Genomic DNA, 23,605 nt, shown 5'->3' on the forward strand with positions numbered 1-23,605 from the left:
TAACGATATGCAGAGCATTTTTATAGTGACACAGGACAATAAAACGAAGGGAAATGATACAGGAGGGAAATAGCACAGCGCCCGGTTAAACCGGGCGCCGGGAAATCAATGATTTTGCTGGCTGCGATCTTTGTGGCCTACGCCGGAGAAGAGGTTGAACACTTCGCCAAGACCGTAAATCAATCCCAGGATGACCGCCATCACCACCGGTACCATGATGACCGCAAAAACCAGACTTTTCAAAAGCTCTAACATGGTTCACTCCAGATAGTATGATTCCCTGATTGTAACGGTTTCAGCCGAAAAAACACGCCCCATTTGTGCGGTGGTTAATGACAAACCGCGCAGAGAGGTTTTGCAACTGGGTGACTATCGGTCACAATACGCTTTTTTGTCAGGAAACGATTATGCAGGCCGAAATTCTTCTCACCCTTAAGCTACAGCAGCGCCTGTTTGCCGACCCCCGGCGGATCGCCCTGCTCAAACAGATTGACCAGACCGGTTCGATAAGCCAGGGGGCGAAGCACGCGGGTATCAGCTATAAAAGCGCGTGGGATGCCATCAACGAGATGAACCAGCTCAGCGAACAGCCGCTGGTGGATCGCGCCACCGGCGGCAAAGGCGGCGGCGGCGCGGTGCTGACCCGCTACGGGCAGCGTCTGATCCAACTGTACGATCTGCTGGCGCAGATCCAGCAGAAAGCGTTTGATGTCCTCAGCGATGACGACGCCCTGCCACTGGACAGCCTGCTGGCGGCCATCTCGCGCTTTTCCCTGCAGACCAGCGCCCGCAACCAGTGGTTCGGCACCATTACCGGCCGCGATCGCCAGCAGGTGCAGCAGCACGTCGAGGTGCTGCTGGCCGACGGGCAAACCCGCCTGAACGTCGCCATTACCGCCCAGAGCGCTGAAAAGCTGGGGCTCGATGAGGGCCAGGAGGTGCTGGTTCTGTTGAAAGCGCCCTGGGTCGGCATCACCCTCGACCCGGCGGTGGCCCGCCAGGCCGAGAACCAGCTGTCGGGTCGTATCAGCCATATCGAATGCGGCTCCGGGCAGTGCGAAGTGCTGATGACCCTCGCGGACGGCCAGACCCTGTGCGCCACTCTGCCACAGGCGCAGACGTCTGGCCTGGCGGAAGGGACGGAGGCGATCGCTTACTTCAACGCCGATCGCATCATTCTCGCTACGTTATGCTGACCCCATTGACATTACGCGCCTGAAGTCGTATCCCTGATGCACATCGCTGCAAAAAATGGGATACATCATGTCATCATTGCAAATTTCGCAAGGCACGTTTCGCCTGAGCGATACAAAAACCTTAAAAATAGACCACCTGAGCGTGGCGGCGGGTGAAAGCTGGGCGTTCGTCGGCAGCAACGGCAGCGGCAAATCCGCCCTCGCGCGAGCCCTGGCCGGCGACCTGACCCTGCTCAGCGGCCAGCGCGAAAGCCACTTCTCCCGCGTAACCCGCCTCTCCTTCGAACAGCTGCAGAAGCTGGTCAGCGACGAGTGGCAGCGCAATAACACCGACCTGCTTAGCCCCGGAGAAGAAGATACCGGCCGCACCACTGCGGAGATTATTCAGGACGAGGTGAAAGATCCTGCCCGCTGCGCGCAGCTTGCCGAACAGTTTGCCATCAGCGCCCTGTTGGACCGCCGCTTTAAGTATCTGTCCACTGGCGAAACGCGTAAGACCCTGCTGTGCCAGGCCCTGATGAGCGATCCGCAGCTGCTGATCCTCGACGAGCCTTTCGACGGCCTCGACGTCAACTCCCGCCAGCAGCTGGCCGCGCTGCTGGCCGACCTGCATCGCGCCGGCCTCACCCTGGTGCTGGTGCTCAACCGCTTCGATGAGATCCCGGAGTTTGTGCAATACGCCGGCGTGCTGGCTGATTGCCTCCTCAGCGAGACCGGCGAGAAGCGCGCTCTTCTGCAGCAGGCGCTGGTCGCTCAGCTGGCGCACAGTGAAAAACTGGACGGCATCACCTTGCCTGAGCCAGATGTACCACCAGCCCGTCATGCGCTGGCAGACTCGGCGCCGCGTATCGTGCTCAATGACGGCATGGTCTCCTACAACGATCGTCCGGTCATCAACCACCTCTCATGGACCGTGAGCCCGGGCGAACACTGGCAGATCGTCGGCCCCAACGGCGCCGGTAAATCCACGCTGCTGAGCCTTATCACCGGCGATCATCCGCAGGGCTACAGCAACGATCTCACCCTCTTTGGCCGCCGCCGCGGCAGCGGCGAGACCATCTGGGATATTAAAAAGCATATCGGCTACGTCAGCAGCAGCCTGCATCTGGACTACCGGGTCAGCACCAACGTCCGCAACGTTATTCTGTCGGGCTATTTTGACTCGATCGGCATTTATCAGGCGGTGTCCGATAAACAGCATAAGCTGGTGCAGCAATGGCTGGATATTCTCGGCATCGATAAGCGCACCGCCGACGCGCCGTTTCAGAGCCTGTCGTGGGGCCAGCAGCGGCTGGCGCTTATCGTTCGCGCGCTGGTCAAGCATCCAACCCTGCTGATCCTCGATGAACCGCTGCAGGGGCTGGATCCCCTCAATCGCCAGCTGGTACGCCGCTTTGTCGACGTCCTGATTGGCGAAGGCGCCACGCAGCTGCTGTTTGTCTCGCACCATGCGGAAGATGCCCCGGACTGTATTACCCATCGCCTGGTATTCGTTCCCAGTGGAGACGGTTACACTTATCAGCTCGGCCCCGTGGCCTGACGCCTCCTGCCGGGGATCGAAAGATCCCTGGTATTTTTCAGAAAAATAGCGCCAACCTCATATAACCAATTGTATATAAAACAAAATAAATTAAATGATGTCGTTTCACCCTCAAGTGTAAACGATTCCACTAACTTGTTCTGTGTCACACTTTTCACTTCTTTGATATGCTATCTTCCTCATACACGATAAGCCGAATGGAGCGAATCATGAAAGTTCTGGTTACAGGTGGTAGCGGTTACATTGGAAGTCATACCTGCGTTCAACTGCTGCTGCAGGGGCATGAGGTGGTGATCCTCGACAATCTCTGCAACAGCAAGCGCAGCGTACTGCCGGTGATTGAGCGTCTCGGCGGCAAAAAAGCCACCTTTATTGAAGGCGATATTCGTAATGAAGCGCTGATGACCGAGATCCTCCACGACCACGCCATTGAAGCGGTGATCCACTTCGCCGGGCTGAAGGCCGTCGGGGAGTCCGTCGCCAAACCGCTGGAATATTACGACAATAACGTCACCGGCACACTGAAATTAGTCTCCGCCATGCGCGCCGCGGGCGTGAAGAACTTCATCTTTAGCTCCTCCGCCACCGTCTACGGCGACCAGCCGAAAATCCCGTATGTCGAAAGCTTCCCGACCGGCACCCCGCAAAGCCCCTACGGTAAAAGCAAACTGATGGTGGAGCAGATCCTGACCGACCTGCAGAAAGCCCAGCCGGAGTGGAGCATTGCCCTGCTGCGCTACTTCAACCCGGTCGGCGCCCACCCGTCGGGCGACATGGGGGAAGACCCGCAGGGGATCCCGAATAACCTGATGCCCTACATCGCCCAGGTCGCCGTTGGTCGTCGTGAATCGCTGGCCGTGTTTGGTAACGACTACCCGACCGAAGATGGCACCGGCGTGCGCGATTATATCCACGTGATGGACCTCGCCGACGGTCACGTCGCGGCCATGGAAAAACTGGCTGACAAAGCCGGGGTCCATATCTACAACCTTGGCGCCGGCGTCGGCAGCAGCGTGCTCGACGTGGTCAATGCTTTCAGCAAGGCCTGCGGCAAACCGATTAACTACCATTTCGCGCCGCGCCGCGATGGCGACCTCCCGGCCTACTGGGCGGATGCCGCCAAGGCCGACCGCGAGCTGAACTGGCGCGTGACGCGCAACCTGGACGAAATGGCGCAGGACACCTGGCACTGGCAGTCCCGCCATCCGCAGGGTTATCCAGACTAAGGAACCTTCATGAGCGTATTTAACCCCGTTGACCATCCGCATCGTCGTTATAACCCGTTAACCGGGCAGTGGATTCTGGTTTCTCCGCATCGCGCCAAGCGCCCCTGGCAGGGGGCGCAGGAAACGCCGGCAAAACAGACCTTGCCGGCCCACGATCCGGACTGTTTCCTGTGCCCGGGCAACACCCGGGTCACCGGCGACACGAATCCGAATTACACCGGTACCTACGTGTTTACCAACGACTTTGCGGCCCTGATGACCGACACCCCGGACGCCCCGGAGAGTGACGATCCGCTGATGCGCTGCCAGAGCGCGCGCGGCACCAGTCGGGTGATCTGCTTCTCGCCAGACCACAGCAAAACGCTGCCGGAGCTGAGCCTTGAAGCGCTGGAAGGCGTGGTTAAAGCGTGGCAGGAACAGACCGCGGACCTTGGAAAAAGCTATCCGTGGGTACAGGTCTTTGAAAATAAAGGGGCAGCGATGGGCTGCTCCAACCCGCACCCGCATGGTCAGGTGTGGGCCAACAGCTTCCTGCCCAATGAAGCGGAACGGGAAGACCGTCTGCAGAAAGAATATTACGCCAGCCAGGGCCAGCCAATGCTGCTGGACTATGCCCGGCGCGAACTGGCCGACGGCAGCCGCACCGTGGTCGACACCGAGCACTGGCTGGCGGTCGTGCCCTACTGGGCCGCGTGGCCGTTTGAAACGCTGCTGCTGCCGAAAGCGCCCGTGCAGCGTATTACCGATTTAACCGACGCCCAGCGCAGCGATCTGGCGCTGGCGTTGAAAAAGCTGACCAGCCGTTACGACAACCTGTTCCAGTGCTCATTCCCCTACTCCATGGGCTGGCACGGCGCGCCGTTTAACGACGAAAACCATAACCACTGGCAGCTCCACGCCCACTTTTATCCGCCGCTGCTGCGATCCGCGACGGTCCGCAAGTTTATGGTTGGCTACGAAATGCTGGCCGAAACGCAGCGCGATCTGACCGCCGAGCAAGCTGCCGAACGACTGCGCGCCGTCAGCGACGTCCATTTTCGTGAATCCGGAGTGTAATGATGAGTCTGAAAGAGAAAACCCAAACCCTGTTTGCTGAGGCCTTCGGTTACCCGGCCAGCCATGTCATTCAGGCGCCAGGCCGCGTCAACCTGATCGGCGAGCATACCGATTACAACGACGGCTTTGTGCTGCCCTGCGCTATCGACTACCAGACGGTGATCAGCTGTGCGCCGCGCGACGATCGTACCGTGCGGGTGATTGCCGCCGATTACGACAATCAGAGCGATGAATTCTCTCTCGACGCGCCGATTATCAGCCACGACAGCCAGCAGTGGTCGAACTATGTCCGCGGCGTGGTGAAGCATCTGCAGCAGCGGAACAGCCACTTCGGCGGCGCGGATCTGGTGATCAGCGGCAATGTGCCGCAGGGTGCGGGGTTAAGCTCCTCAGCCTCGCTGGAAGTCGCCGTCGGCACCGTGTTCCAGCAGCTCTATCATCTGCCGCTGGATGGCGCGCAAATCGCCCTCAACGGCCAGGAGGCGGAAAACCAGTTCGTCGGCTGCAACTGCGGCATCATGGATCAGCTGATTTCGGCGCTGGGCAAAAAAGACCATGCGCTGCTGATCGACTGCCGTTCTCTGGGCACCAAAGCCGTCTCGATGCCGAAAGGCGTGGCGGTGGTCATCATCAACAGCAACTTTAAGCGCACCCTCGTCGGCAGCGAGTACAACACCCGTCGTGAACAGTGCGAGACCGGCGCGCGCTTCTTCCAGCAGCCCGCTCTGCGCGATGTCACCCTTGAGCAATTCAACGCCGTCGCCCATGAGCTGGATCCGGTCGTCGCGAAGCGGGTACGCCATGTGCTGACGGAGAATGCCCGCACCGTAGAAGCCGCCAGCGCCCTTGAAAAAGGCGACCTGAAGCAGATGGGCGAGCTGATGGCCGAATCCCACGCCTCGATGCGCGATGATTTCGAGATCACCGTCCCGCAGATCGACACCCTGGTGGAGATCGTCAAGGCGACAATCGGCGATAAAGGCGGCGTGCGCATGACCGGCGGCGGCTTTGGCGGCTGCGTGGTAGCGCTGGTCCCGGAAGATCTGGTCGATACCGTGCAGCAGGCCGTTGCCAACGAGTATGAAGCGAAAACCGGAATTAAAGAGACGTTCTATGTCTGCAAACCGTCACAGGGGGCTGGCCAATGGTAACGCAAACCACCGCGCTGGCGCCGGACGGCCAGCCATGGCAGCAGGTAACCCTGCGCAATAAGGCGGGGATGACCGTCACCGTGGCGGACTGGGGCGCAACGCTGCTCAGCGCCGAGGTGCCGCTGGCCGATGGCAGCCTGCGCCGCCCGCTGCTGGGCTGCGCGAAGCTGGAGGACTATGCCCGCCAGGCCGCGTTTCTTGGCGCCTCGGTAGGCCGCTACGCCAACCGCATCGGCAATAGCCGCTTCCCGCTTGACGGCCAGCTCGTCAACGTCACGCCGTCAAACGACGCGGGCCACCAGCTCCACGGCGGCCCCGAAGGGTTTGATAAACGTCGCTGGCGCATCGTCCGCGCCGACGAGCAGGAAGTGCTCTTCGCCCTGACCTCGCCCGATGGCGATCAAGGCTTTCCCGGCACGCTGCAGGCCACCGCGCACTATCGTCTGACCGACGATAACCGCATCGCGATTACCTATCGCGCCACCGTGGATAAACCCTGCCCGGTGAACATGACCAATCACGTCTATTTCAACCTCGACGGTGAACAGCGCGACGTGCGCCAGCACCAGTTGCAGATCCTCGCCCAGAGGTATCTGCCGGTGGAAAGCGACGGTATCCCGGGTGGTGAACTCAAAGATGTTGCTAACACCAGCTTTGATTTCCGCCAGCCGAAAACCATCGCCGCCGACTTCCTCGCCGACGCCGATCAGCAAAAGGTGAAAGGATACGATCATGCCTTCCTGCTGGACGCCGGAGGCGACGCCAGTCAGCCTGCGGCGCAGGTCTGGTCGCAGGACGGTAAGCTGCAGATGACGGTCTATACCTCCGCTCCGGCGCTGCAGTTTTACTCCGGCAACTATCTCGGCGGCACCCCGTCGCAGACGACAGAGCCCTACGCCGACTGGCAGGGGCTGGCGCTGGAAAGCGAATTCCTCCCGGATTCGCCGAATCATCCGGAATGGCCGCAGCCGGACTGTGTGTTACGTCCGGGCCAGGAGTACGTCAGCCTGACGGAATATCAGTTTATCGCCCGATAATCGCCAGCGCCCTCCGCCGGGGGCGCTGCTTTTCGTCCCCGCCCTCCTCTCTGGCGCCTCTTTTTTCAGCAACCTGCTCTATTTTCCGTCACCAAAGGGCAAAAAAATAACCTGTGTTTTACAAGCACCTTACACTGAGCCACTATTTTCGCTATGGTTAGGGATAAGCATTGCCGTGAGCCAAATCACGGCAATATAATGAGAATAGTTATCAATCAATAACACATACACCAACATATTCAGCGCACCGTTCGCGGCGCGAGGGATGGCGTGTAGAGAGGAGTAAGAGAATGGCTGTAACTAAGCTGGTACTGGTTCGTCATGGCGAAAGCCAGTGGAACAACGAAAACCGCTTCACCGGTTGGTACGACGTTGATCTGTCCGAGAAAGGCGTTAGCGAAGCGAAAGCGGCAGGTAAACTGCTGAAGGCTGAAGGCTTCAGCTTTGATTTTGCTTATACCTCCGTGCTGAAACGTGCCATCCATACCCTGTGGAATGTACTGGACGAACTGGATCAGGCCTGGCTGCCGGTTGAGAAATCCTGGAAGCTGAACGAGCGTCATTACGGCGCGCTGCAGGGCCTGAACAAAGCGGAAACCGCTGAGAAATACGGTGACGAGCAGGTTAAACAGTGGCGTCGTGGCTTCGCTGTCACTCCGCCGGAGCTGACCAAAGACGACGAGCGCTACCCGGGCCACGACCCGCGCTATGCAAAACTGACCGACGCCGAACTGCCGACCACTGAAAGCCTGGCGCTGACCATCGACCGCGTCGTGCCTTACTGGAACGAAACCATTCTGCCGCGCCTGAAAAGCGGTGAGCGCGTGATCATCGCCGCTCACGGTAACTCCCTGCGCGCGCTGGTGAAATACCTCGACAACATGGGCGAAGACGAGATCCTCGAACTGAACATCCCGACCGGCGTACCGCTGGTGTATGAGTTCGATGAAAACTTCAAGCCGATCAAACATTACTATCTGGGCAATGCGGAAGAGATCGCGGCGAAAGCGGCTGCCGTCGCCAACCAGGGTAAAGCGAAGTAATTTCCCCGGTCAAAACAAAAAAGCGTGGAAATCTCCACGCTTTTTTTATGACCTGCGCTAACGCAGAGTAGCTTAGCCGCGACGGGTTTTCACTGCTTCCGCCAGCTGACGCAGGATCGTTTCGGTATCCTCCCAGCCGATGCAGGCGTCGGTGACGCTCTTGCCGTAGGTCAGCGGTTCACCGCTCTCGAGGCTCTGGTTGCCTTCCACCAGATGGCTTTCAATCATCACGCCCATAATGGCGCGCTCGCCGCCGGCAATCTGCTGGCATACGTCGGCGCCCACTTCCATCTGCTTCTTGAACTGCTTGCTGGAGTTGGCATGGCTGAAGTCGATCATTACCTGGGCCGGAAGACCCGCTTTCGCCAAACCGATTTTCACTTCCGCCACGTGCTTCGCGCTGTAGTTCGGCTCTTTGCCGCCGCGCAGAATAATATGGCAGTCGCCGTTGCCGCTGGTATTAACGATAGCGGAGTGGCCCCACTTGGTGACCGACAGGAAACAGTGCGGCGCGCCGGCGGCGTTAATCGCGTCGATAGCCACCTTGATGGTGCCATCGGTACCATTCTTAAAGCCCACCGGGCAGGAGAGCCCCGAGGCGAGCTCGCGGTGAACCTGAGATTCGGTGGTACGCGCCCCAATGGCGCCCCAGCTCATCAGATCGGCGACATACTGCGGGGTGATCATATCGAGGAATTCCCCCGCCGCCGGCAGACCGCTGTCGTTAATGTCCAGCAGCAGTTTGCGCGCAATGCGCAACCCGTCGTTGATGCGGAAGCTGTTATCCATATGGGGATCGTTGATAAGCCCTTTCCAGCCGACGGTGGTTCGCGGTTTCTCAAAATAGACGCGCATGACGATCTCGAGCTCGCCCTTCAACGCCTCGCGCAGGGTCAGCAGACGGGAAGCGTACTCTTTCGCCGCCGCCGGGTCGTGAATAGAACAAGGCCCAATCACCACCAGCAGGCGGTCATCATCGCCTTTGAGGATCTGGTGGATCGCTTTGCGAGCATGTGCAACGGTGTTTGCAGCATTTTCGGTAGCAGGGAATTTTTCCAGGAGCGCAACGGGAGGTAATAATTCGTTGATCTCTTTAATGCGTAAATCGTCGTTCTGATAATTCATCTTCTTTCCAGCGTTGCCATACTTATTCAATGAAATGCAATCCCTCCAATCTATCTCTTCGCTGAAATAGTGTAAACGTGATTTTACAGTAGTGATGGAATAATCCTGGAAATAGGCAAAAATACGCCATAAAGTAGCGAACCCAGGCTCATGAACTACAATATTTAACTGTTAAAGCTAATTAAGTCTTACGTTTCAGGATTATATAGTGACACTGCGATCGTCTGCGGAGTCTTAAACCATAGCGAGTCAGATCCCTGGCACACTTACCGCTGGAGGCGTTTTTTACCGCTTCCCGACCCAACAGGAGTATCCGATGAACATGAAAAAACTGACGACCCTTTTGCTCACCGCCACCTTAAGTCTTGCCAGCGGCGCGGCCCTGGCGGCAGACACCGGCGCCCAGTCCAACAATGGCCAGGCCAACTCTTCCGCTGATGCCGGCCAGGTGGCGCCGGATGCCCGTGAAAACGTGGCGCCGAATAACGTGGATAATAGCCAAATTAACTCTGGCTCTGGCGGCACCATGCTTCATCCTGACGGCTCGACGATGAGCCAGGACAATATGTCGAGCGATGAGGTACATAAAAACTCGATGTGTAAAGACGGCCGCTGTCCGGATACCGGTAAGAAACTGGACAACGGCGACAGCATGAACCATGACAACAGCAAAACCGACGGCACCACCCAGTAATTGATGCGGTGAGTGCAAACAGAGAAAAGGCGAGCTGGGCTCGCCTTTTCTCTGTTTGTTATCGTTCTCTGTTTATGCTGTCATAGCGTGATAATGATAACTATCAAGGGACGACACCATGGCGCATTCGCATTCGCACTCCCCTGCCCAGGCTCCGGATAACGGCAACGCTCGCCGGCTACTTTGGGCGTTCATCGTCACCGCCGGTTTTATGCTGATAGAAGCCATCGGCGGCGCGATCTCCGGCTCGCTGGCCCTGCTGGCGGATGCCGGCCATATGCTCACCGACTCCGCCGCCCTGCTGTTTGCGCTGCTGGCGGTTCGCTTCGCCAGCCGTCCCCCGAACGCCCGCCATACTTTTGGCTGGCTGCGTTTGACCACCCTGGCGGCGTTTCTCAATGCCATTGCTCTGGTGGTGATCACCATGCTGATTGTCTGGGAGGCCATTCAGCGCTTCCAGCATCCGCAGCCGGTTGCCGGGGTGACGATGATGGTCATTGCAGTCGCCGGTCTGCTAGCCAACGTGCTGGCGTTTTGGATCCTACATCGTGGCAGCGAAGAGCGGAATCTCAACGTGCGCGCCGCGGCGCTACACGTGCTCGGCGATCTGCTGGGTTCGGTTGGCGCGATTGTGGCCGCCGTGGTGATCCTCACCACCGGCTGGACGCCTGTCGATCCGATCCTTTCCGTGCTGGTTTCCTGCCTGGTGCTACGTAGCGCATGGCGGCTGCTGAAGGAGAGTCTGAATGAGCTGCTGGAAGGCGCACCGCGTTCGCTGGATGTGGCGGCCCTACAGCGGGATATCCGCCGCTCTATCCCGGAGGTGCGCGATGTTCACCACGTTCACGTCTGGCTGGTGGGGGAAAAACCGGTGATGACGCTGCATGTGCAGGTGGTCCCGCCGCACGATCATGATGCGTTACTCAACCGCATCCTGCATTTCCTGGAACATAAATATGAAATTGAGCATGCCACGGTGCAGATGGAGTACCAGCCCTGCAGCGGCCCGGAGTGCCATCTCAACACGATGCACGCCGGGCACGATCATCACCACCATCATTAGCCAGAAAACGCGTGAGAACCTCGCTCACGCGCGCTGTTTATCCACATTCGGCTGCCGTTCAGCGCAATGAACGTCAGCAAGAGATATTCCAGCGACATAGCATAGACGCCCTGACGGGCAAAAATCACCACGCTTATGACGTTGACGATGACCCACAGCAGCCAGTTCTCAACGTATTTGCGGGTCATTAAGATCATCGCCACTACCGACAGCACCGTCATACAGGAGTCCCAGAACGGGAAGGCATCCGGCTGCAGTTCCGGCATCGTGACCTGCAAACCAAGCGCTTGCATCAGGCTGACCGCGATTCGCGTCAGGAAGGCAAAAAACGGATTGATAAACAGGGTCAGCAAGCCGATCGCCACCACGCAGGCCGCCAGCCAGCCCAGGGCTTTACTGCGCGGTAGCCAGCGGATCTGCAGCTCAGCCTCATGATTGCTGCTTTGCCGCGACCAGGCATACCAGCCATAAACGTTAGCGGCAAAGAAGAACAGCTGCAGCAACAGGCTGGCGTACAGCTGGATCTGAAAGAAGATGATGGCGAACAGCGTGACGTTGACCAGACCGAATGCATAGTTGCTGATCTTCTCCAGGCTCGCCAGCCAGATACACAGCAGCCCGGCGATGGTCCCCACGGCCTCTATCCAGGAGAGATCGTACCCCCCGGCGCCGATGGGTATATGTACTAAAATATTCTGCGTGCTAAAAAAATCCATTTTATCCTCTCAGCGTCAGATGACGCGGCAATAGGTTATCCCCGTAGTGTAGCCGCAAAATCCAGCATCCGGTTAAGGGGAATTAATGCGCCGGTCCGCAGCGCTTCGTCGACGTGGATTTCATGTTCAGCGCCGCCCTGCTCGAGCCCCTCGGCAATGGCTTTCAGGCCGTTCATCGCCATCCACGGACAATGCGCGCAGCTGCGGCAGGTCGCCCCTTCACCAGCGGTGGGCGCTTCCAGCAGCGTTTTCTCCGGCACCGCCTGCTGCATTTTATAAAAGATACCGCGATCGGTCGCCACGATCAGCTGGCGCTGGGGCAGGCTTTTCGCCGCCGCGATCAGCTGACTGGTGGAACCTACGGCATCGGCCATCTCGACGATTGCCTGCGGCGACTCGGGATGGACCAGTACAGCAGCTTCAGGATAGAGGGCCTTCATACGCGTCAGTGCCTGGGTTTTAAACTCATCGTGCACGATGCACGCCCCCTGCCAGCAGATCACGTCTGCGCCGGTCTGACGCTGAACATAGCGGCCAAGATGGCGGTCCGGCGCCCAGAGGATCTTTTGACCAAGACTATCCAGATGGTCAATGAGTTCCACGGCGATGCTGGAGGTCACCACCCAGTCGGCGCGAGCCTTCACCGCGGCGGACGTATTGGCATAGACTACCACGGTGCGATCGGGATGGGCGTCGCAGAAGGCGTTGAATTCCTCAATCGGACAGCCCAGATCCAGCGAACACTCGGCGTTCAGGGTCGGCATCAGAATGGTCTTTTCCGGGCTAAGGATTTTGGCGGTTTCCCCCATAAAACGCACCCCGGCGACCAGCAGCGTGGAGGCCGAATGGCGGGCGCCAAAGCGCGCCATCTCCAGCGAGTCGGCTATACAGCCGCCGGTCTCTTCCGCCAGTTGTTGAATTTCAGGATCGGTGTAGTAATGCGCCACCATCACGGCATCGCGCTCGCGCAGCAGACGCTTGATTTTCTCGCGGTAAAACTGCTTTTCGTCGACGGTCAGCGGCTGCGGTTTCGGTGGGAAGGGATAAATCGCCGTTTCAGGATCAAACATTACGCTCATCATGCAATCTCGTTTTACTGGCTTAACTCTAAGACCGTCACTATGGCCTGTCTGCGCCTTAACACGGTCATGGTGTTTTATATGCTAAACAAGATAGCGGATTACGAGCAAAAAGTCGTGATGAATTTTGTACATGAGCACCTATTCCCCGGGGACGATGCTACGCATCTTCCCGGGCTACCGGTTCGTGCCTTATGGCGTCACGGTAAGCGGCGGCAGGGGGTCATGCTGAAGTAGGATTGTGGAGAATGACGCATAGCAAAAAGGCGCCTTTAGGGCGCCTTTTTACATTGGTGGGTCGTGCAGGATGACTCGGCTTCGCCTCGCCCTTCGGGCCGTCGCCGCAAGCGGCTCCGTTGTCTCACTGCGTTCGACCCGAACCTGCTGCAGGTTCGAATCGTTGAGTTCGGCGCATAGCAAAAAGGCGCCTTTAGGGCGCCTTTTTACATTGGTGGGTCGTGCAGGATTCGAACCTGCGACCAATTGATTAAAAGTCAACTGCTCTACCAACTGAGCTAACGACCCCTTGCGGGATTTTGCTACTGTAATCATTCAGGATGGTGGGTCGTGCAGGATGACTCGGCTTCGCCTCGCCCTTCGGCGCCGTTGCTGACGCAACGTTATCCTTCACTTTTCTACCAGTTACCATCATTAAAGATTGGTGGGTCGTGCAGGATTCGAACCTGCGACCAATTGATTAAAAGTCAACTGCTCTACCAACTGAGCTAACGACCCGCTCTGGTACTACCTGAATAATTTCACTCGACACCAATATTAAAATTGGTGGGTCGTGCAGGATGACTCGGCTTCACCTCGCCCTACGGGCCGTTGCTGACGCAACGTTATCCTTCACGTTCAACATCTGAGTTAAATGCTGAAATTGGTGGGTCGTGCAGGATTCGAACCTGCGACCAATTGATTAAAAGTCAACTGCTCTACCAACTGAGCTAACGACCCGAGTGGTGGGTGATGACGGGATCGAACCGCCGACCCCCTCCTTGTAAGGGAGGTGCTCTCCCAGCTGAGCTAATCACCCGAAACTGCGCTGGATACTACTGATACTGCCTCCACCGACCCCATCATTATAATGGTGGGTCGTGCAGGATTCGAACCTGCGACCAATTGATTAAAAGTCAACTGCTCTACCAACTGAGCTAACGACCCGGTGGTGGGTGATGACGGGATCGAACCGCCGACCCCCTCCTTGTAAGGGAGGTGCTCTCCCAGCTGAGCTAATCACCCGATACTACGCTGGATACTGCTAATTGGTGGGTCGTGCAGGATGACTCGGCTTTGCCTCGCCCTATGGGCCGTTGCTGTCGCAACGTTATCCTTCACGTTTTACTATCGCGTTCCACCAGAACGATTGGTGGGTCGTGCAGGATTCGAACCTGCGACCAATTGATTAAAAGTCAACTGCTCTACCAACTGAGCTAACGACCCACTCTGGCGTCGCTTTGGGCTTGTTTGATATCCCTTGGCAACGGCGGCATATATTACTGATTTCAGAATTCAGCGCAACTAAAATTTCGATAAAGATCACTTAACTGCTGGCGATTCAGGCGACAAGACCAGAAATGATGCGATTTCTGGTCATGCCGTAATCAACCAAGGGCATTAAGTCGTTTTTGCGCTTGTTTCGCACCGTCGGTGCCGGGGAATTTGTTGATCACCTGCTGGTAAACCGCTTTCGCTTTCGCGGTATCACCTTTGTCCTGCATGATCACGCCGACCTTAAACATGGCGTCTGGCGCTTTTGGCGATTTCGGGTAGTTCTTCACCACCGAGGCGAAGTAAAACGCCGCATCGTCTTTTTTCCCCTTATTGTAGTTCAACTGTCCGAGCCAATAGTTGGCGTTCGGCTGATAAGTCGAATCCGGGTACTTTTTAACGAAGTTCTGGAACGCCGCCATGGCGTCATCCTGGCGTGAAGCATCCTTCACCAGGGCAATGGCCGCATTGTAATCGGTGTTCGCATCGCCGGTCATCGCCGGAGCGCCTGAAGAGGCCGCTGGCGCTGCGCTGGTAGCAGCCGCGCTCTGATCGCCGGAAGACGACGTCTGGGCGCCAGCCGCTGCTGCGCCACCCCCGCTCGTCAGCCCGTCAATCTGCAGCAGAATCTGCTTTTGACGCTCAACGATCTGATTCAGCTGATACTGGTTCTCCTGGATCTGACCACGGAGAGAATCAATGTCAGTCTGGTTATCAGAGAGTTGTTGCTGGAGTTGGGTTAAAAGCTGGCTGTGAGCATTGGAAATACGCTCAAGTTGAGTGACACGGTCTTCGACCGAGCCTGAGCCGACACTACTGATTGGCGCCTGAGCAAAAGCGGCCCAGGGGGCCGCTATGCCAACCAGTAACGACAGACTCAATAAATGATGTCTGAAGTTACTGCTCATGCAATTCTCTTAGTAAACCAGTACGGCGCGACGGTTTTTGGCATATGCCGCTTCGTCATGACCCAGTACTGCTGGTTTTTCTTTACCGTAAGAAACGATGGAGATCTGATCGGCAGAAACACCTTTGCCCTGCAGATACATCTTAACGGCGTTAGCACGACGCTCACCCAGCGCGATGTTGTATTCCGGCGTACCGCGCTCATCCGCGTGACCTTCTACAGTCACTTTGTAGGACGGGTTGCTGCGCAGGAAGTTAGCGTGCGCGTCCAGCATGGCAGCGAAGTCAGAACGGATATCGTACTTGTCCAGATCGAAGTAAACGATGTTGTTCTGCTGCAGCTGCTGCATCTGCAGACGAGCTTGCTCTTCAGAAGACATGTTGCCGCCGTTACCGTTAGCGTCCATACCAGTGCCGGCACCCAGCATGCCTTCACCGCTCTGGTCGTTGCTGGCGTTCTTGTTAGAAGAACATGCCGCGATTGCCATAACCGGCAGAGCGATCATCAGCCCTTTCAGCACTTTGTTCAGTTGCATTTCTTTGATTCCTTTAATAATCAATTATTTATTATCACAGATACGGCGACCAGGCAGGTGATTTTACCTGTCCATCAGTTGCCGGAAGACGCGCTTTGAAACGCCCATCTGTAGAAACCAGATTCAGCACGGATCCCATCCCCTGAGAAGAGCTGTAGATTACCATAGTGCCGTTAGGTGCCAGACTTGGCGTTTCGTCTAAAAACGTTGATGACAGAACCTGTACACCACCCGCTTCCAGATCTTGTTTGGCAATGTGCTGCTGGCCGCCGGCCGAGCTGACCATTACCATCGTTTTACCATCCGCGCTCACGTCAGCGTCCTGGTTCTGCGAACCTTCCCAGGTGATACGCTGCGGCGTGCCGCCATTAATATTGACTTTATACACCTGCGGACGACCGGCCTGGTCAGAGGTGAAGGCCAGGTTCTGGCTGTCCGGGAACCAGCTTGGTTCGGTGTTGTTGCTGCGACCGTTGGTCACCTGACGAATCTGACCCGAGCCCAGATCCATCACGTACAGGTTCAGGCTACCGGTTTTCGACAGCGCGAAAGCCAGTTTAGAGCCATCCGGCGAGAACGCCGGCGCGCCGTTGTGCTGCGGGAAGGAGGCAATCTGACGCACTGCGCCGTTCGCCAGGGTCTGCACCACCAGCGCAGAACGACCGCTTTCGAAGGTTACGTAAGCCAGTTTTGAACCGTCCGGAGACCAGGCCGGGGACATCAGCGGCTGGGAGGAGCGGTGAACCACGAACTGGTTGTAGCCATCATAATCGGAGACACGCAGCTCATACGGGAACTGACCGCCGTTGGTCTGCACCACGTAGGCGATACGGGTACGGAAGGCGCCTTTGATACCAGTCAGCTTTTCAAATACCGCATCGCTGGCAGTGTGCGCTGCATAGCGCAGGTACTGCTTAGTGACTTTGAAAGAGCCTTGCGCCAGCGTTGTGCCCGGCGCACCGCCGGTATCCACCAGCTGATACGCGACCTGATAAGAACCATCCGGGTTTGACGTCACCTGACCGACGACCACGGCGTCAATACCCAGCGCAGACCAGGCCGCAGGCTGCACTTCCTGGGGACTGGTCGGCTGCTGCGGCAGACGCGAGCGATCCAGCGGGTTGAATTTACCGCTGTTGCGCAGGTCAGCTGCCACGATACCGCCAACATCTTCCGGTGCAGCGCCCTGGCCGGCCCACTGGAACGGTACCACGCCGATGGGGCGCGCCGAGTCCACCCCCTGGGTGATCTCGATACGTACTTCTGCGTGCAGCACCGCCGCCCACAGCATTAAAAAACCAAATGCTACTCGTAATGCCTGCTTCATCATATCTCCCTTATCCGGGCGGAAAGCCCACGATAATTTAGCAGAATGTTAACAAACTCAAATACACAAAACTACCAAAACCCATGACCGCCCTATTTTCTTTCCCCCCGCTAACGCGGGGAGAAAAAGCGCTTAAGGTTTGAAGTCCAGTGGCGCATTTTTGAACGTTTCATAAACAGCCTGCGACGGCGGTTTAGGGAATTTGCTCATCCGACTGGTAGCCGCCAGCATTTGCTGGCAGAAAGCCGGATCGCCGCCTTCCGATTTCACACTCAACAACGTTCCATCCTGAGCCAGGTTTACGCGCAACGTACATACTTTACCCTTGTACGTATCCCAGTCATAGAGATGTCCTTTAATCGCGGCCTGCACCTGCGAAATATAGCTGGCAATCTCCGCCTGAGATGCACCGCCCTGCCCCGGTTTACTTCCTTTAGCAGGTGAAGAGCCACCTGTGCTACCGCTGGTGCTACCTTTCGGCGCATTCTTACCAGAGCTCAGATCGCCGAGCAGGTCGTCAACGCCGTCCGCTTCTTTCGCTGCAGCCGCTTTCTTCGCTGCCGCGGCTTTTGCTGCTGCCGCTTTGGCCGCTTTATCAGCCGCCGCCTTCTCAGCAGCTGCCGCTTTGGCTGCCGCTGCTTTTTCAGCTGCGGCGGCTTTCTCGGCGGCGGCCTTCTCCGCGGCCGCTTTTTGCGCGGCCGCTTTCTCAGCTGCTTTTTCGGCGGCTTTTTCTGCAGCCGCTTTTTCAGCCGCTGCCTGTTTAGCCGCTTCCTGCTGGGCCTTCTTCTCCGCTTCCTGTTGCGCTTTCTTCGCCGCTGCAGCTTCTGCTTTCTTCTGCGCCTCTGCCGCGGCTTTCGCCGCTTCGGCTTCCGCCTGTTTCTTCGCATCGGCCGCTGCTTTCGCGGCGGCGGCTTCGGCCTGTTTCTTCGCGTCAGCAGCCGCTTTCGCTGCCGCCAGCTCAGCCGCTTTCGCCTGGGCATCCGCCTTCGCTTTCGCCTCGGCGGCCGCTTTGGCCGCTGCTTCCTGCGCTTCTTTAGCCTGCGCATCCGCTTTGGCTTTCGCCGCCGCGGCAGCCTTGGCTGCGGCTTCCTCAGCCTGCTTCTGTTGTTCCTTCGCTTCTTTCGCCGCTTCCTGCGCCTGCAGCCGCTCCTGTTCGAGCTGTTTCAGCCGTTCCTGTTCCGCCGCCTGCTTCTCACGTAACTCTTCCGCCTGCTGCTGCGCCTGTTTTTCGCGCTGTTCAGCGGCGCGACGTGCGCTGGCCTGCTGCTGTTGCTGACGGTTATAGTTATTTACCACCGCCCCCGGATCGACCATGACGGCATCAATCGACGATCCCCCGCCGCCGCCGGCAGAGGCATCCAGATGCTCGTCAAACGAACTCCAGATCAGCAGCGCGATCAGTATGATGTGCAGCGCGACTGAAATGATGATCGCTCGTTTAAGCTTGTCGTTTTGTTCGGTTGCCTTTGACACTATCGGTTCCCAAAAACTGTTCGCCTGTACCCGCGATGCGCACCGACGGCGAGCGATACTCGCCGCCGAACGCCGCGCGGACGCACCTACCTGAAGCGATTAAATAGGTTTGGTCATCAAGCCGACCGATTTAACCCCTGCACTATGCAACAGGTTCAGCGCTTTAATAATTTCATCGTAAGGGACGTCTTTCGCACCGCCGATCAGGAATACCGTTTTCTCATTGGCTTCAAGACGACGCTTCGCTTCGGCAATCACCTGCTCCGGCGGCAGCTGGGACAGCGTCTCCTGCCCCACTTTCACGCTGTACTGCCCTACCCCGGAGACTTCCACAATCACCGGCGGATCGTCATTGCTTTTCACCGCTTGCGATTCCGTGGCGTCCGGCAGATCGACTTCCACGCTCTGCGTAATGATCGGCGCCGTTGCCATAAAGATCAGCAACAGCACCAGCAGGACATCCAGCAGCGGAACGATGTTGATCTCGGACTTCAGTTCGCGACGTCCGCGTCCACGTGCTCTGGCCATGGCTTACCCCTTATTGCTTTCGCTGGTGGTAAAAGCCTGACGGTGCAGAATGGCGGTGAACTCTTCCATAAAGTTGTCGTAATTCAGTTCAAGCTTGTTCACGCGCTGGTTCAGGCGGTTATACGCCATGACCGCCGGGATAGCAGCGAACAGACCGATCGCAGTGGCGATCAGCGCTTCGGCGATACCCGGCGCCACCATCTGCAGGGTGGCCTGCTTCACCGCGCCAAGAGCGATAAAGGCGTGCATGATCCCCCAAACGGTACCGAACAGACCGATATACGGGCTGATGGAGCCTACGGTGCCGAGGAACGGAATATGGGTCTCCAGCGTTTCCAGCTCGCGGTTCATCGAAATACGCATCGCGCGCGATGCCCCTTCGACGATCGCCTCCGGCGCATGGCTGTTGGCCCGATGCAAGCGCGCAAACTCTTTGAAGCCGCTGTAGAAGATCTGCTCCGAACCGGTCAGATTATCGCGACGCCCCTGGCTTTCCTGATACAAACGGGACAGTTCAATCCCGGACCAGAATTTGTCCTCGAACGCTTCAGCTTCGCGCGCGGCCGAGTTAAGGATACGCGTTCTCTGAATAATGATAGCCCAGGAAGCGATAGAAAAACCAATCAAAATCAACATGATAAGTTTAACCAGAAGGCTCGCCTTCAGGAACAAATCAAGGATATTCATGTCAGTCACTGCTTAAACTCCGCGACAATAGACTTGGGAAGCGCACGTGGCTTCATTAAGAGTGGATCAACGCACACAATGAGAACCTCAGCTTCGTTTAACACTGTATTCTCGGCGTTGACGATTCGCTGCGTGAAAACCAAAGAGGTGCCGCGCATCGAGGTAATTTCCGTCTGGACTTCGAGCATGTCGTCGAGTCTGGCGGGGGCAAAATACTCCAGCGTCATTTTGCGAACCACGAAGGCAACGCGTTCAGCCAACAGAACCTGTTGACTAAAGTGATGGTGGCGCAGCATCTCTGTGCGTGCTCTTTCATAAAAAGCGACGTAACTGGCGTGGTAAACCACACCACCGGCGTCGGTATCTTCGTAGTAGACCCGAACCGGCCATCGAAACAGCGTTGTATTCACTTTACATCCCGGTAATGCAAAAAAAGGTTAGAGCTTTCAAACTTCGCTACTATACGCGCGGGAAAGGTGGTTTGGAATGGGGGAAAGTAAACGGGGCGTAAATTTTTATGGGCTTATGCAAGCCCATAGCATTAACAGAGATCTCTTATTCAAAAGAAGAAAAAGAAGAGACCTAAAGCGAGCACGATATCAGCGATAAGCGGACAAAAAATCCCCTGCCAGTGAACGGCACGCGGGCGGAAGCCCACGCCGTGAATAACGCCGCTGCAAACTGCCCACATCAGCAAGAAACCATGCCAGATTTCCAGCTCGCTGGTCTTCGCGGCAAAGCGCGACGGATCCCAGAAGATGCAGCCTGCCAGCAGCAGCGCCATCAATAAGGAAAGCGCCCGGAGCGGGCGCTTGTCCATTATCGCGTACAGAGTAGCGATAAATTTCATCAGATTTCTTCTTTCTTCCCGGCTTTGGTGGCTTCCACGTGCTCAAGCGCCAGCGCGGTAATCACCCCAAAGGCACAGGCAAGAAGCGTTCCCAAAATCCATGCGAAGTACCACATATATAGCTCCTTACCTTAGTACAGCGAGTGGGTGTTCTTTTCGATGTCTTCGCGCGTGATGCGGCCAAACATTTTCCAGTAACACCAGCTGGTGTAGCCCAGAATGATCGGCACGAAGACAATCGCCACGTAGGTCATCAGATTCAGCGTCCGCTGGCTGGAGGTCGCGTCCCACATCGTCAGGCTGGCGTTCAGCATAGTGCTGGACGGCATGATGAACGGGAACATCGCAATACCGGCAGTCAGAATGATGCAGGCCAGGGTCAGCGAGGAGAACAGGAATGCCCAGGCGCCTTTATCCGCTTTGGTCGAAACGACGGTCAGCAGCGGCAGCACCACGCCCAGGGCAGGGATCGCCCACAGCGCTGGCATATTGTTAAAGTTCACCATCCACGCGCCAGCTTCACGCACCACTTCTTTGGTCAGCGGATTAGACGGGCCGGTATGGTCAATCACCGATTTCACCACATAGCCGTCGATACCGTAGTAGACCCACACGCCCGCCAGCGCGAAGCAGACCAGCGTCACCAGCGCCGCCACCGTGGAGACGGTGCGGGTGCGCAGGTGCAGTTCGCCTACGGTACGCATCTGCAGGTAGGTCGCGCCCTGGGTCAGGATCATCGCCACGCTGACGATACCGGCCAGCAGACCAAACGGGTTCAGCAGCTGGAAGAAATTACCGGTATAGAAAAGACGCAGGTATTCGTCGACATGGAACGGCACGCCCTGCAGCAGGTTGCCGAAGGCCACGCCAATCACCAGCGGCGGCACGAAGCTGCCGATGAAGATGCCCCAGTCCCACATGTTGCGCCAGCGGGTGTCCTCGATCTTGGAACGGTAGTCGAAACCGACCGGACGGAAGAACAACGAGGCCAGCACCAGAATCATCGCCACATAGAAACCGGAGAACGCCGCGGCGTAGACCATCGGCCAGGCAGCGAACAGCGCGCCGCCGGCGGTGATCAGCCACACCTGGTTACCGTCCCAGTGCGGGGCGATGGCGTTGATCATAATCCGACGCTCGGTGTCGTTACGGCCGAGGAAGCGGGTGAGCATGCCCACCCCCATGTCGAACCCGTCGGCGACGGCGAAGCCAATCAGCAGGATGCCAATCAGCAGCCACCAGATAAAACGCAATACTTCATAATCGATCATTTGACGACTCCTGTCTTAGCGTGCCGACTGAATAGCCGCAGAGGACTGTTCAAAGTGATAGCGGCCGGTTTTCAGGCTGCTAGGTCCTTTGCGGGCAAACTTGAACATCAGGAACAGTTCAGCCACCAGGAACAGCGTGTACAGGCCGCAGATCAGCAACATAGAGAAGATCAGATCGCCCGCGGTCAGCGACGAGTTGGCCACCGCCGTCGGCAGGACTTCACCAATCGCCCACGGCTGACGGCCGTATTCGGCAACAAACCAGCCCGACTCCACGGCAATCCATGGCAGCGGCAAGCCATAGAACGCGGCGCGCAGCAGCCATTTTTTCTCGCCGATACGGTTACGGATCACGCTCCAGAAGGAGGCGCCGATAATCAACAGCATCAGGATGCCGCACGCCACCATGATACGGAAGGCGAAGTACAGCGGTGCGACGCTTGGAATAGAGTCTTTGGTCGCTTTGGCGATCTGCTCTTCCGTGGCGTCAGCGACGTTCGGGGTATAGCGTTTCAGCAGCAGACCATAGCCAAGATCTTTCTTCACGTTATTGAACTGGTCGCGAACGGACTGGTCGGTGGAACCGGCGCGCAGTTGCTCCAGCAGCGCATAGGCCTTCATGCCGTTACGGATACGCTCTTCGTGCTGAACCATCAGATCCTTCAGACCGATAACCGGCTTATCCACCGAGCGGGTGGCAATGATGCCCAGCGCGTAAGGGATCTGGATGGCGAAGTGGTTGGTTTGCGCATTCTGATCGGGAATACCAAACAGGGTAAAGGCCGCCGGCGCAGGCTGGGTTTCCCACTCTGCTTCGATAGCCGCCAGTTTGGTTTTCTGCACGTCGCCCATTTCGTAACCAGATTCGTCACCCAGCACAATAACGGAGAGGATCGCTGCCATACCGAAGCTGGCTGCGATGGCAAAGGAGCGCTTAGCAAAGGCAAAGTCACGGCCTTTCAGCATGTACCAGGAGCTGATAGCCAGGATGAACATCGCACCGGTGACATAGCCAGACGCCACGGTGTGAACGAATTTCACCTGAGCAACCGGGTTGAGCACCAGTTCGGAGAAGCTAACCATCTCCATACGCATGGTTTCAAAGTTGAAGTCCGATGCGATAGGGTTCTGCATCCAGCCGTTTGCGACGAGGATCCACAGCGCGGAGAGGTTGGAGCCCAGTGCGACCAGCCAGGTGACGGCCATGTGCTGAACTTTACCCAGACGATCCCAACCGAAGAAGAACAGACCTACAAAGGTGGATTCGAGGAAGAAGGCCATCAGACCTTCAATGGCCAGCGGCGCACCGAAGATATCCCCCACGTAGTGTGAGTAATACGACCAGTTAGTCCCGAACTGGAACTCCATGGTCAGACCGGTCGCCACACCCAGCGCGAAGTTGATACCAAACAACTTGCCCCAGAATTTGGTCATATCTTTATAAATCTGTTTGCCGGAAAGGACGTAGACCGTTTCCATAATGGCCAGCAGGAACGCCATACCGAGCGTCAGTGGCACAAACAGGAAGTGGTACATCGCGGTCAAGGCAAACTGTAAGCGCGACAGTTCGACTATATCTAACATCATGACTCCTTGCTCATCGCATGAAG

Annotated in this window: 24 protein-coding genes, 7 tRNA genes, 1 other RNA gene and 1 pseudogene; 10 read left to right on the forward strand and 23 right to left on the reverse strand. The window is 57.2% G+C overall.

What is annotated here, in order from left to right; all coding sequences use genetic code 11:
- Window positions 1-105: 105 nt before the first annotated feature.
- Window positions 106-255: an AcrZ family multidrug efflux pump-associated protein gene (locus tag ACLH1I_RS06980; protein WP_002895156.1), complete on the reverse strand. Its 150-nt coding sequence runs from the start codon at window positions 253-255 to the stop codon at window positions 106-108.
- Window positions 256-407: 152 nt separating this feature from the next.
- Here ACLH1I_RS06980 and modE point away from each other — a divergent pair, with 152 nt between their 5' ends.
- From modE to gpmA, 7 genes are all read left to right on the forward strand, one after another.
- Entirely contained in the window at window positions 408-1,196 is a 789-nt protein-coding gene (gene modE, locus ACLH1I_RS06985) for a molybdenum-dependent transcriptional regulator (RefSeq protein ID WP_017899612.1), read from the forward strand.
- 67 nt (window positions 1,197-1,263) lie between these two features.
- Entirely contained in the window at window positions 1,264-2,736 is a 1,473-nt protein-coding gene (gene modF / locus ACLH1I_RS06990; protein ID WP_198079566.1) for a molybdate ABC transporter ATP-binding protein ModF, read from the forward strand.
- Between the two features lie 209 nt (window positions 2,737-2,945).
- Window positions 2,946-3,962, forward strand: coding sequence for a UDP-glucose 4-epimerase GalE (gene galE / locus ACLH1I_RS06995; protein ID WP_017899610.1), 1,017 nt, complete (start codon window positions 2,946-2,948; stop codon window positions 3,960-3,962).
- Between the two features lie 9 nt (window positions 3,963-3,971).
- Window positions 3,972-5,018 (forward strand): galactose-1-phosphate uridylyltransferase, encoded by a 1,047-nt coding sequence (gene galT / locus ACLH1I_RS07000; protein WP_004886023.1) that lies wholly within the window; start codon window positions 3,972-3,974, stop codon window positions 5,016-5,018.
- 2 nt (window positions 5,019-5,020) lie between these two features.
- Complete coding sequence (galK, locus tag ACLH1I_RS07005; protein ID WP_025999183.1) at window positions 5,021-6,169, forward strand: galactokinase; 1,149 nt, start codon at window positions 5,021-5,023, stop codon at window positions 6,167-6,169.
- Window positions 6,163-7,206, forward strand: a complete 1,044-nt coding sequence (gene galM / locus ACLH1I_RS07010; protein ID WP_017899608.1) for a galactose-1-epimerase — start codon at window positions 6,163-6,165, stop codon at window positions 7,204-7,206. The genes galK and galM overlap by 7 nt, the downstream gene beginning before the upstream one ends.
- Window positions 7,207-7,496: 290 nt before the next feature.
- Window positions 7,497-8,249 carry a 2,3-diphosphoglycerate-dependent phosphoglycerate mutase gene (gene gpmA, locus ACLH1I_RS07015; protein WP_002895089.1) on the forward strand — a complete coding sequence of 251 codons (753 nt, stop codon included), beginning with the start codon at window positions 7,497-7,499 and terminating at the stop codon, window positions 8,247-8,249.
- A gap of 72 nt (window positions 8,250-8,321) precedes the next feature.
- Here the strand turns inward: gpmA and aroG are convergent, their stop codons facing one another.
- Window positions 8,322-9,374, reverse strand: a complete 1,053-nt coding sequence (aroG, locus tag ACLH1I_RS07020; protein ID WP_017899607.1) for a 3-deoxy-7-phosphoheptulonate synthase AroG — start codon at window positions 9,372-9,374, stop codon at window positions 8,322-8,324.
- Window positions 9,375-9,690: 316 nt separating this feature from the next.
- Here aroG and ACLH1I_RS07025 point away from each other — a divergent pair, with 316 nt between their 5' ends.
- Both ACLH1I_RS07025 and zitB read left to right on the forward strand, forming a co-directional pair.
- Entirely contained in the window at window positions 9,691-10,068 is a 378-nt protein-coding gene (locus ACLH1I_RS07025; RefSeq protein ID WP_017899606.1) for a YbgS-like family protein, read from the forward strand.
- A 118-nt stretch (window positions 10,069-10,186) separates the two neighbouring features.
- Complete coding sequence (gene zitB / locus ACLH1I_RS07030; protein WP_004886012.1) at window positions 10,187-11,131, forward strand: CDF family zinc transporter ZitB; 945 nt, start codon at window positions 10,187-10,189, stop codon at window positions 11,129-11,131.
- On the opposite strand, the gene pnuC is transcribed toward zitB, so the two are convergent.
- Window positions 11,128-11,847 (reverse strand): nicotinamide riboside transporter PnuC, encoded by a 720-nt coding sequence (gene pnuC, locus ACLH1I_RS07035; protein WP_004151689.1) that lies wholly within the window; start codon window positions 11,845-11,847, stop codon window positions 11,128-11,130. The genes zitB and pnuC overlap by 4 nt on opposite strands.
- Before the next feature lie 35 nt (window positions 11,848-11,882).
- On the reverse strand, window positions 11,883-12,926 hold the full coding sequence (gene nadA / locus ACLH1I_RS07040; protein WP_017899604.1) for a quinolinate synthase NadA: 1,044 nt from the start codon (window positions 12,924-12,926) through the stop codon (window positions 11,883-11,885).
- A gap of 69 nt (window positions 12,927-12,995) precedes the next feature.
- On the opposite strand from nadA, the pseudogene ACLH1I_RS07045 reads away from it, so the two are divergent.
- A pseudogene (locus tag ACLH1I_RS07045) lies at window positions 12,996-13,158 on the forward strand (hypothetical protein).
- A 59-nt stretch (window positions 13,159-13,217) separates the two neighbouring features.
- Here ACLH1I_RS07045 and ACLH1I_RS07050 read toward each other — a convergent pair.
- The 19 genes from ACLH1I_RS07050 to cydA all read right to left on the reverse strand — a co-directional run bounded on the left by ACLH1I_RS07050 (window position 13,218) and on the right by cydA (window position 23,579).
- A non-coding RNA gene (locus ACLH1I_RS07050) (RtT sRNA) lies at window positions 13,218-13,353 on the reverse strand.
- Window positions 13,354-13,375: 22 nt separating this feature from the next.
- Window positions 13,376-13,451: transfer RNA gene (locus ACLH1I_RS07055), tRNA-Lys, on the reverse strand.
- 134 nt (window positions 13,452-13,585) lie between these two features.
- Window positions 13,586-13,661: transfer RNA gene (locus tag ACLH1I_RS07060), tRNA-Lys, on the reverse strand.
- 146 nt (window positions 13,662-13,807) lie between these two features.
- Window positions 13,808-13,883, reverse strand: a tRNA-Lys gene (locus ACLH1I_RS07065).
- A 3-nt stretch (window positions 13,884-13,886) separates the two neighbouring features.
- A tRNA-Val gene (locus tag ACLH1I_RS07070) sits at window positions 13,887-13,962 on the reverse strand.
- 52 nt (window positions 13,963-14,014) lie between these two features.
- Window positions 14,015-14,090, reverse strand: a tRNA-Lys gene (locus ACLH1I_RS07075).
- 2 nt (window positions 14,091-14,092) lie between these two features.
- Window positions 14,093-14,168, reverse strand: a tRNA-Val gene (locus tag ACLH1I_RS07080).
- 125 nt (window positions 14,169-14,293) lie between these two features.
- Window positions 14,294-14,369: transfer RNA gene (locus ACLH1I_RS07085), tRNA-Lys, on the reverse strand.
- A 161-nt stretch (window positions 14,370-14,530) separates the two neighbouring features.
- Window positions 14,531-15,325, reverse strand: a complete 795-nt coding sequence (gene cpoB / locus ACLH1I_RS07090) for a cell division protein CpoB (RefSeq protein WP_004886003.1) — start codon at window positions 15,323-15,325, stop codon at window positions 14,531-14,533.
- A 9-nt stretch (window positions 15,326-15,334) separates the two neighbouring features.
- A complete protein-coding gene (gene pal, locus ACLH1I_RS07095) occupies window positions 15,335-15,859 on the reverse strand; it encodes a peptidoglycan-associated lipoprotein Pal (RefSeq protein ID WP_002895068.1) in 525 nt (174 codons plus the stop codon).
- A gap of 34 nt (window positions 15,860-15,893) precedes the next feature.
- A complete protein-coding gene (gene tolB, locus ACLH1I_RS07100) occupies window positions 15,894-17,186 on the reverse strand; it encodes a Tol-Pal system beta propeller repeat protein TolB (protein ID WP_004885999.1) in 1,293 nt (430 codons plus the stop codon).
- Between the two features lie 132 nt (window positions 17,187-17,318).
- The gene (gene tolA, locus ACLH1I_RS07105; RefSeq protein ID WP_004885996.1) at window positions 17,319-18,659 is read right to left on the reverse strand and encodes a cell envelope integrity protein TolA; all 1,341 of its coding nucleotides are present in this window, start codon (window positions 18,657-18,659) and stop codon (window positions 17,319-17,321) included.
- A gap of 99 nt (window positions 18,660-18,758) precedes the next feature.
- Window positions 18,759-19,187 carry a colicin uptake protein TolR gene (tolR, locus tag ACLH1I_RS07110; protein WP_002895061.1) on the reverse strand — a complete coding sequence of 143 codons (429 nt, stop codon included), beginning with the start codon at window positions 19,185-19,187 and terminating at the stop codon, window positions 18,759-18,761.
- A gap of 3 nt (window positions 19,188-19,190) precedes the next feature.
- Window positions 19,191-19,883, reverse strand: a complete 693-nt coding sequence (gene tolQ, locus ACLH1I_RS07115) for a Tol-Pal system protein TolQ (protein ID WP_004152221.1) — start codon at window positions 19,881-19,883, stop codon at window positions 19,191-19,193.
- Window positions 19,880-20,284 (reverse strand): tol-pal system-associated acyl-CoA thioesterase, encoded by a 405-nt coding sequence (gene ybgC, locus ACLH1I_RS07120; RefSeq protein WP_002895056.1) that lies wholly within the window; start codon window positions 20,282-20,284, stop codon window positions 19,880-19,882. Before ybgC ends, tolQ begins: the two co-directional genes overlap by 4 nt.
- 149 nt (window positions 20,285-20,433) lie before the next feature.
- Window positions 20,434-20,724 carry a cyd operon protein YbgE gene (gene ybgE, locus ACLH1I_RS07125; RefSeq protein WP_002895053.1) on the reverse strand — a complete coding sequence of 97 codons (291 nt, stop codon included), beginning with the start codon at window positions 20,722-20,724 and terminating at the stop codon, window positions 20,434-20,436.
- Window positions 20,724-20,840: a cytochrome bd-I oxidase subunit CydX gene (gene cydX, locus ACLH1I_RS07130; protein ID WP_002895051.1), complete on the reverse strand. Its 117-nt coding sequence runs from the start codon at window positions 20,838-20,840 to the stop codon at window positions 20,724-20,726. Before cydX ends, ybgE begins: the two co-directional genes overlap by 1 nt.
- A gap of 15 nt (window positions 20,841-20,855) precedes the next feature.
- Window positions 20,856-21,995 carry a cytochrome d ubiquinol oxidase subunit II gene (gene cydB / locus ACLH1I_RS07135; RefSeq protein ID WP_004885993.1) on the reverse strand — a complete coding sequence of 380 codons (1,140 nt, stop codon included), beginning with the start codon at window positions 21,993-21,995 and terminating at the stop codon, window positions 20,856-20,858.
- A gap of 15 nt (window positions 21,996-22,010) precedes the next feature.
- Window positions 22,011-23,579 (reverse strand): cytochrome ubiquinol oxidase subunit I, encoded by a 1,569-nt coding sequence (gene cydA / locus ACLH1I_RS07140; protein ID WP_032455734.1) that lies wholly within the window; start codon window positions 23,577-23,579, stop codon window positions 22,011-22,013.
- Window positions 23,580-23,605 lie beyond the last annotated feature (26 nt).

This window comes from Klebsiella sp. 1SOBk10mer (assembly GCF_046602535.1).
Classification (GTDB): domain Bacteria; phylum Pseudomonadota; class Gammaproteobacteria; order Enterobacterales; family Enterobacteriaceae; genus Klebsiella; species Klebsiella quasipneumoniae.

What these genes read in the sequence shown, in the direction of transcription:
- galT (WP_004886023.1), top strand. Translation starts at nt 3,972, where the DNA reads ATGAGCGTATTTAACCCCGTTGACCATCCGCATCGTCGTTATAACCCG.
- gpmA (WP_002895089.1), top strand. Translation starts at nt 7,497, where the DNA reads ATGGCTGTAACTAAGCTGGTACTGGTTCGTCATGGCGAAAGCCAGTGG.
- pnuC (WP_004151689.1), bottom strand. Translation starts at nt 11,847, where the DNA reads ATGGATTTTTTTAGCACGCAGAATATTTTAGTACATATACCCATCGGC.
- tolB (WP_004885999.1), bottom strand. Translation starts at nt 17,186, where the DNA reads ATGAAGCAGGCATTACGAGTAGCATTTGGTTTTTTAATGCTGTGGGCG.
- ybgE (WP_002895053.1), bottom strand. Translation starts at nt 20,724, where the DNA reads ATGAAATTTATCGCTACTCTGTACGCGATAATGGACAAGCGCCCGCTC.
- aroG (WP_017899607.1), bottom strand. Translation starts at nt 9,374, where the DNA reads ATGAATTATCAGAACGACGATTTACGCATTAAAGAGATCAACGAATTA.
- cydA (WP_032455734.1), bottom strand. Translation starts at nt 23,579, where the DNA reads ATGTTAGATATAGTCGAACTGTCGCGCTTACAGTTTGCCTTGACCGCG.
- modF (WP_198079566.1), top strand. Translation starts at nt 1,264, where the DNA reads ATGTCATCATTGCAAATTTCGCAAGGCACGTTTCGCCTGAGCGATACA.
- tolR (WP_002895061.1), bottom strand. Translation starts at nt 19,187, where the DNA reads ATGGCCAGAGCACGTGGACGCGGACGTCGCGAACTGAAGTCCGAGATC.
- galE (WP_017899610.1), top strand. Translation starts at nt 2,946, where the DNA reads ATGAAAGTTCTGGTTACAGGTGGTAGCGGTTACATTGGAAGTCATACC.
- cpoB (WP_004886003.1), bottom strand. Translation starts at nt 15,325, where the DNA reads ATGAGCAGTAACTTCAGACATCATTTATTGAGTCTGTCGTTACTGGTT.
- cydB (WP_004885993.1), bottom strand. Translation starts at nt 21,995, where the DNA reads ATGATCGATTATGAAGTATTGCGTTTTATCTGGTGGCTGCTGATTGGC.
- cydX (WP_002895051.1), bottom strand. Translation starts at nt 20,840, where the DNA reads ATGTGGTACTTCGCATGGATTTTGGGAACGCTTCTTGCCTGTGCCTTT.
- modE (WP_017899612.1), top strand. Translation starts at nt 408, where the DNA reads ATGCAGGCCGAAATTCTTCTCACCCTTAAGCTACAGCAGCGCCTGTTT.
- galM (WP_017899608.1), top strand. Translation starts at nt 6,163, where the DNA reads ATGGTAACGCAAACCACCGCGCTGGCGCCGGACGGCCAGCCATGGCAG.
- nadA (WP_017899604.1), bottom strand. Translation starts at nt 12,926, where the DNA reads ATGAGCGTAATGTTTGATCCTGAAACGGCGATTTATCCCTTCCCACCG.
- ACLH1I_RS07025 (WP_017899606.1), top strand. Translation starts at nt 9,691, where the DNA reads ATGAACATGAAAAAACTGACGACCCTTTTGCTCACCGCCACCTTAAGT.
- galK (WP_025999183.1), top strand. Translation starts at nt 5,021, where the DNA reads ATGAGTCTGAAAGAGAAAACCCAAACCCTGTTTGCTGAGGCCTTCGGT.
- zitB (WP_004886012.1), top strand. Translation starts at nt 10,187, where the DNA reads ATGGCGCATTCGCATTCGCACTCCCCTGCCCAGGCTCCGGATAACGGC.
- pal (WP_002895068.1), bottom strand. Translation starts at nt 15,859, where the DNA reads ATGCAACTGAACAAAGTGCTGAAAGGGCTGATGATCGCTCTGCCGGTT.
- ACLH1I_RS06980 (WP_002895156.1), bottom strand. Translation starts at nt 255, where the DNA reads ATGTTAGAGCTTTTGAAAAGTCTGGTTTTTGCGGTCATCATGGTACCG.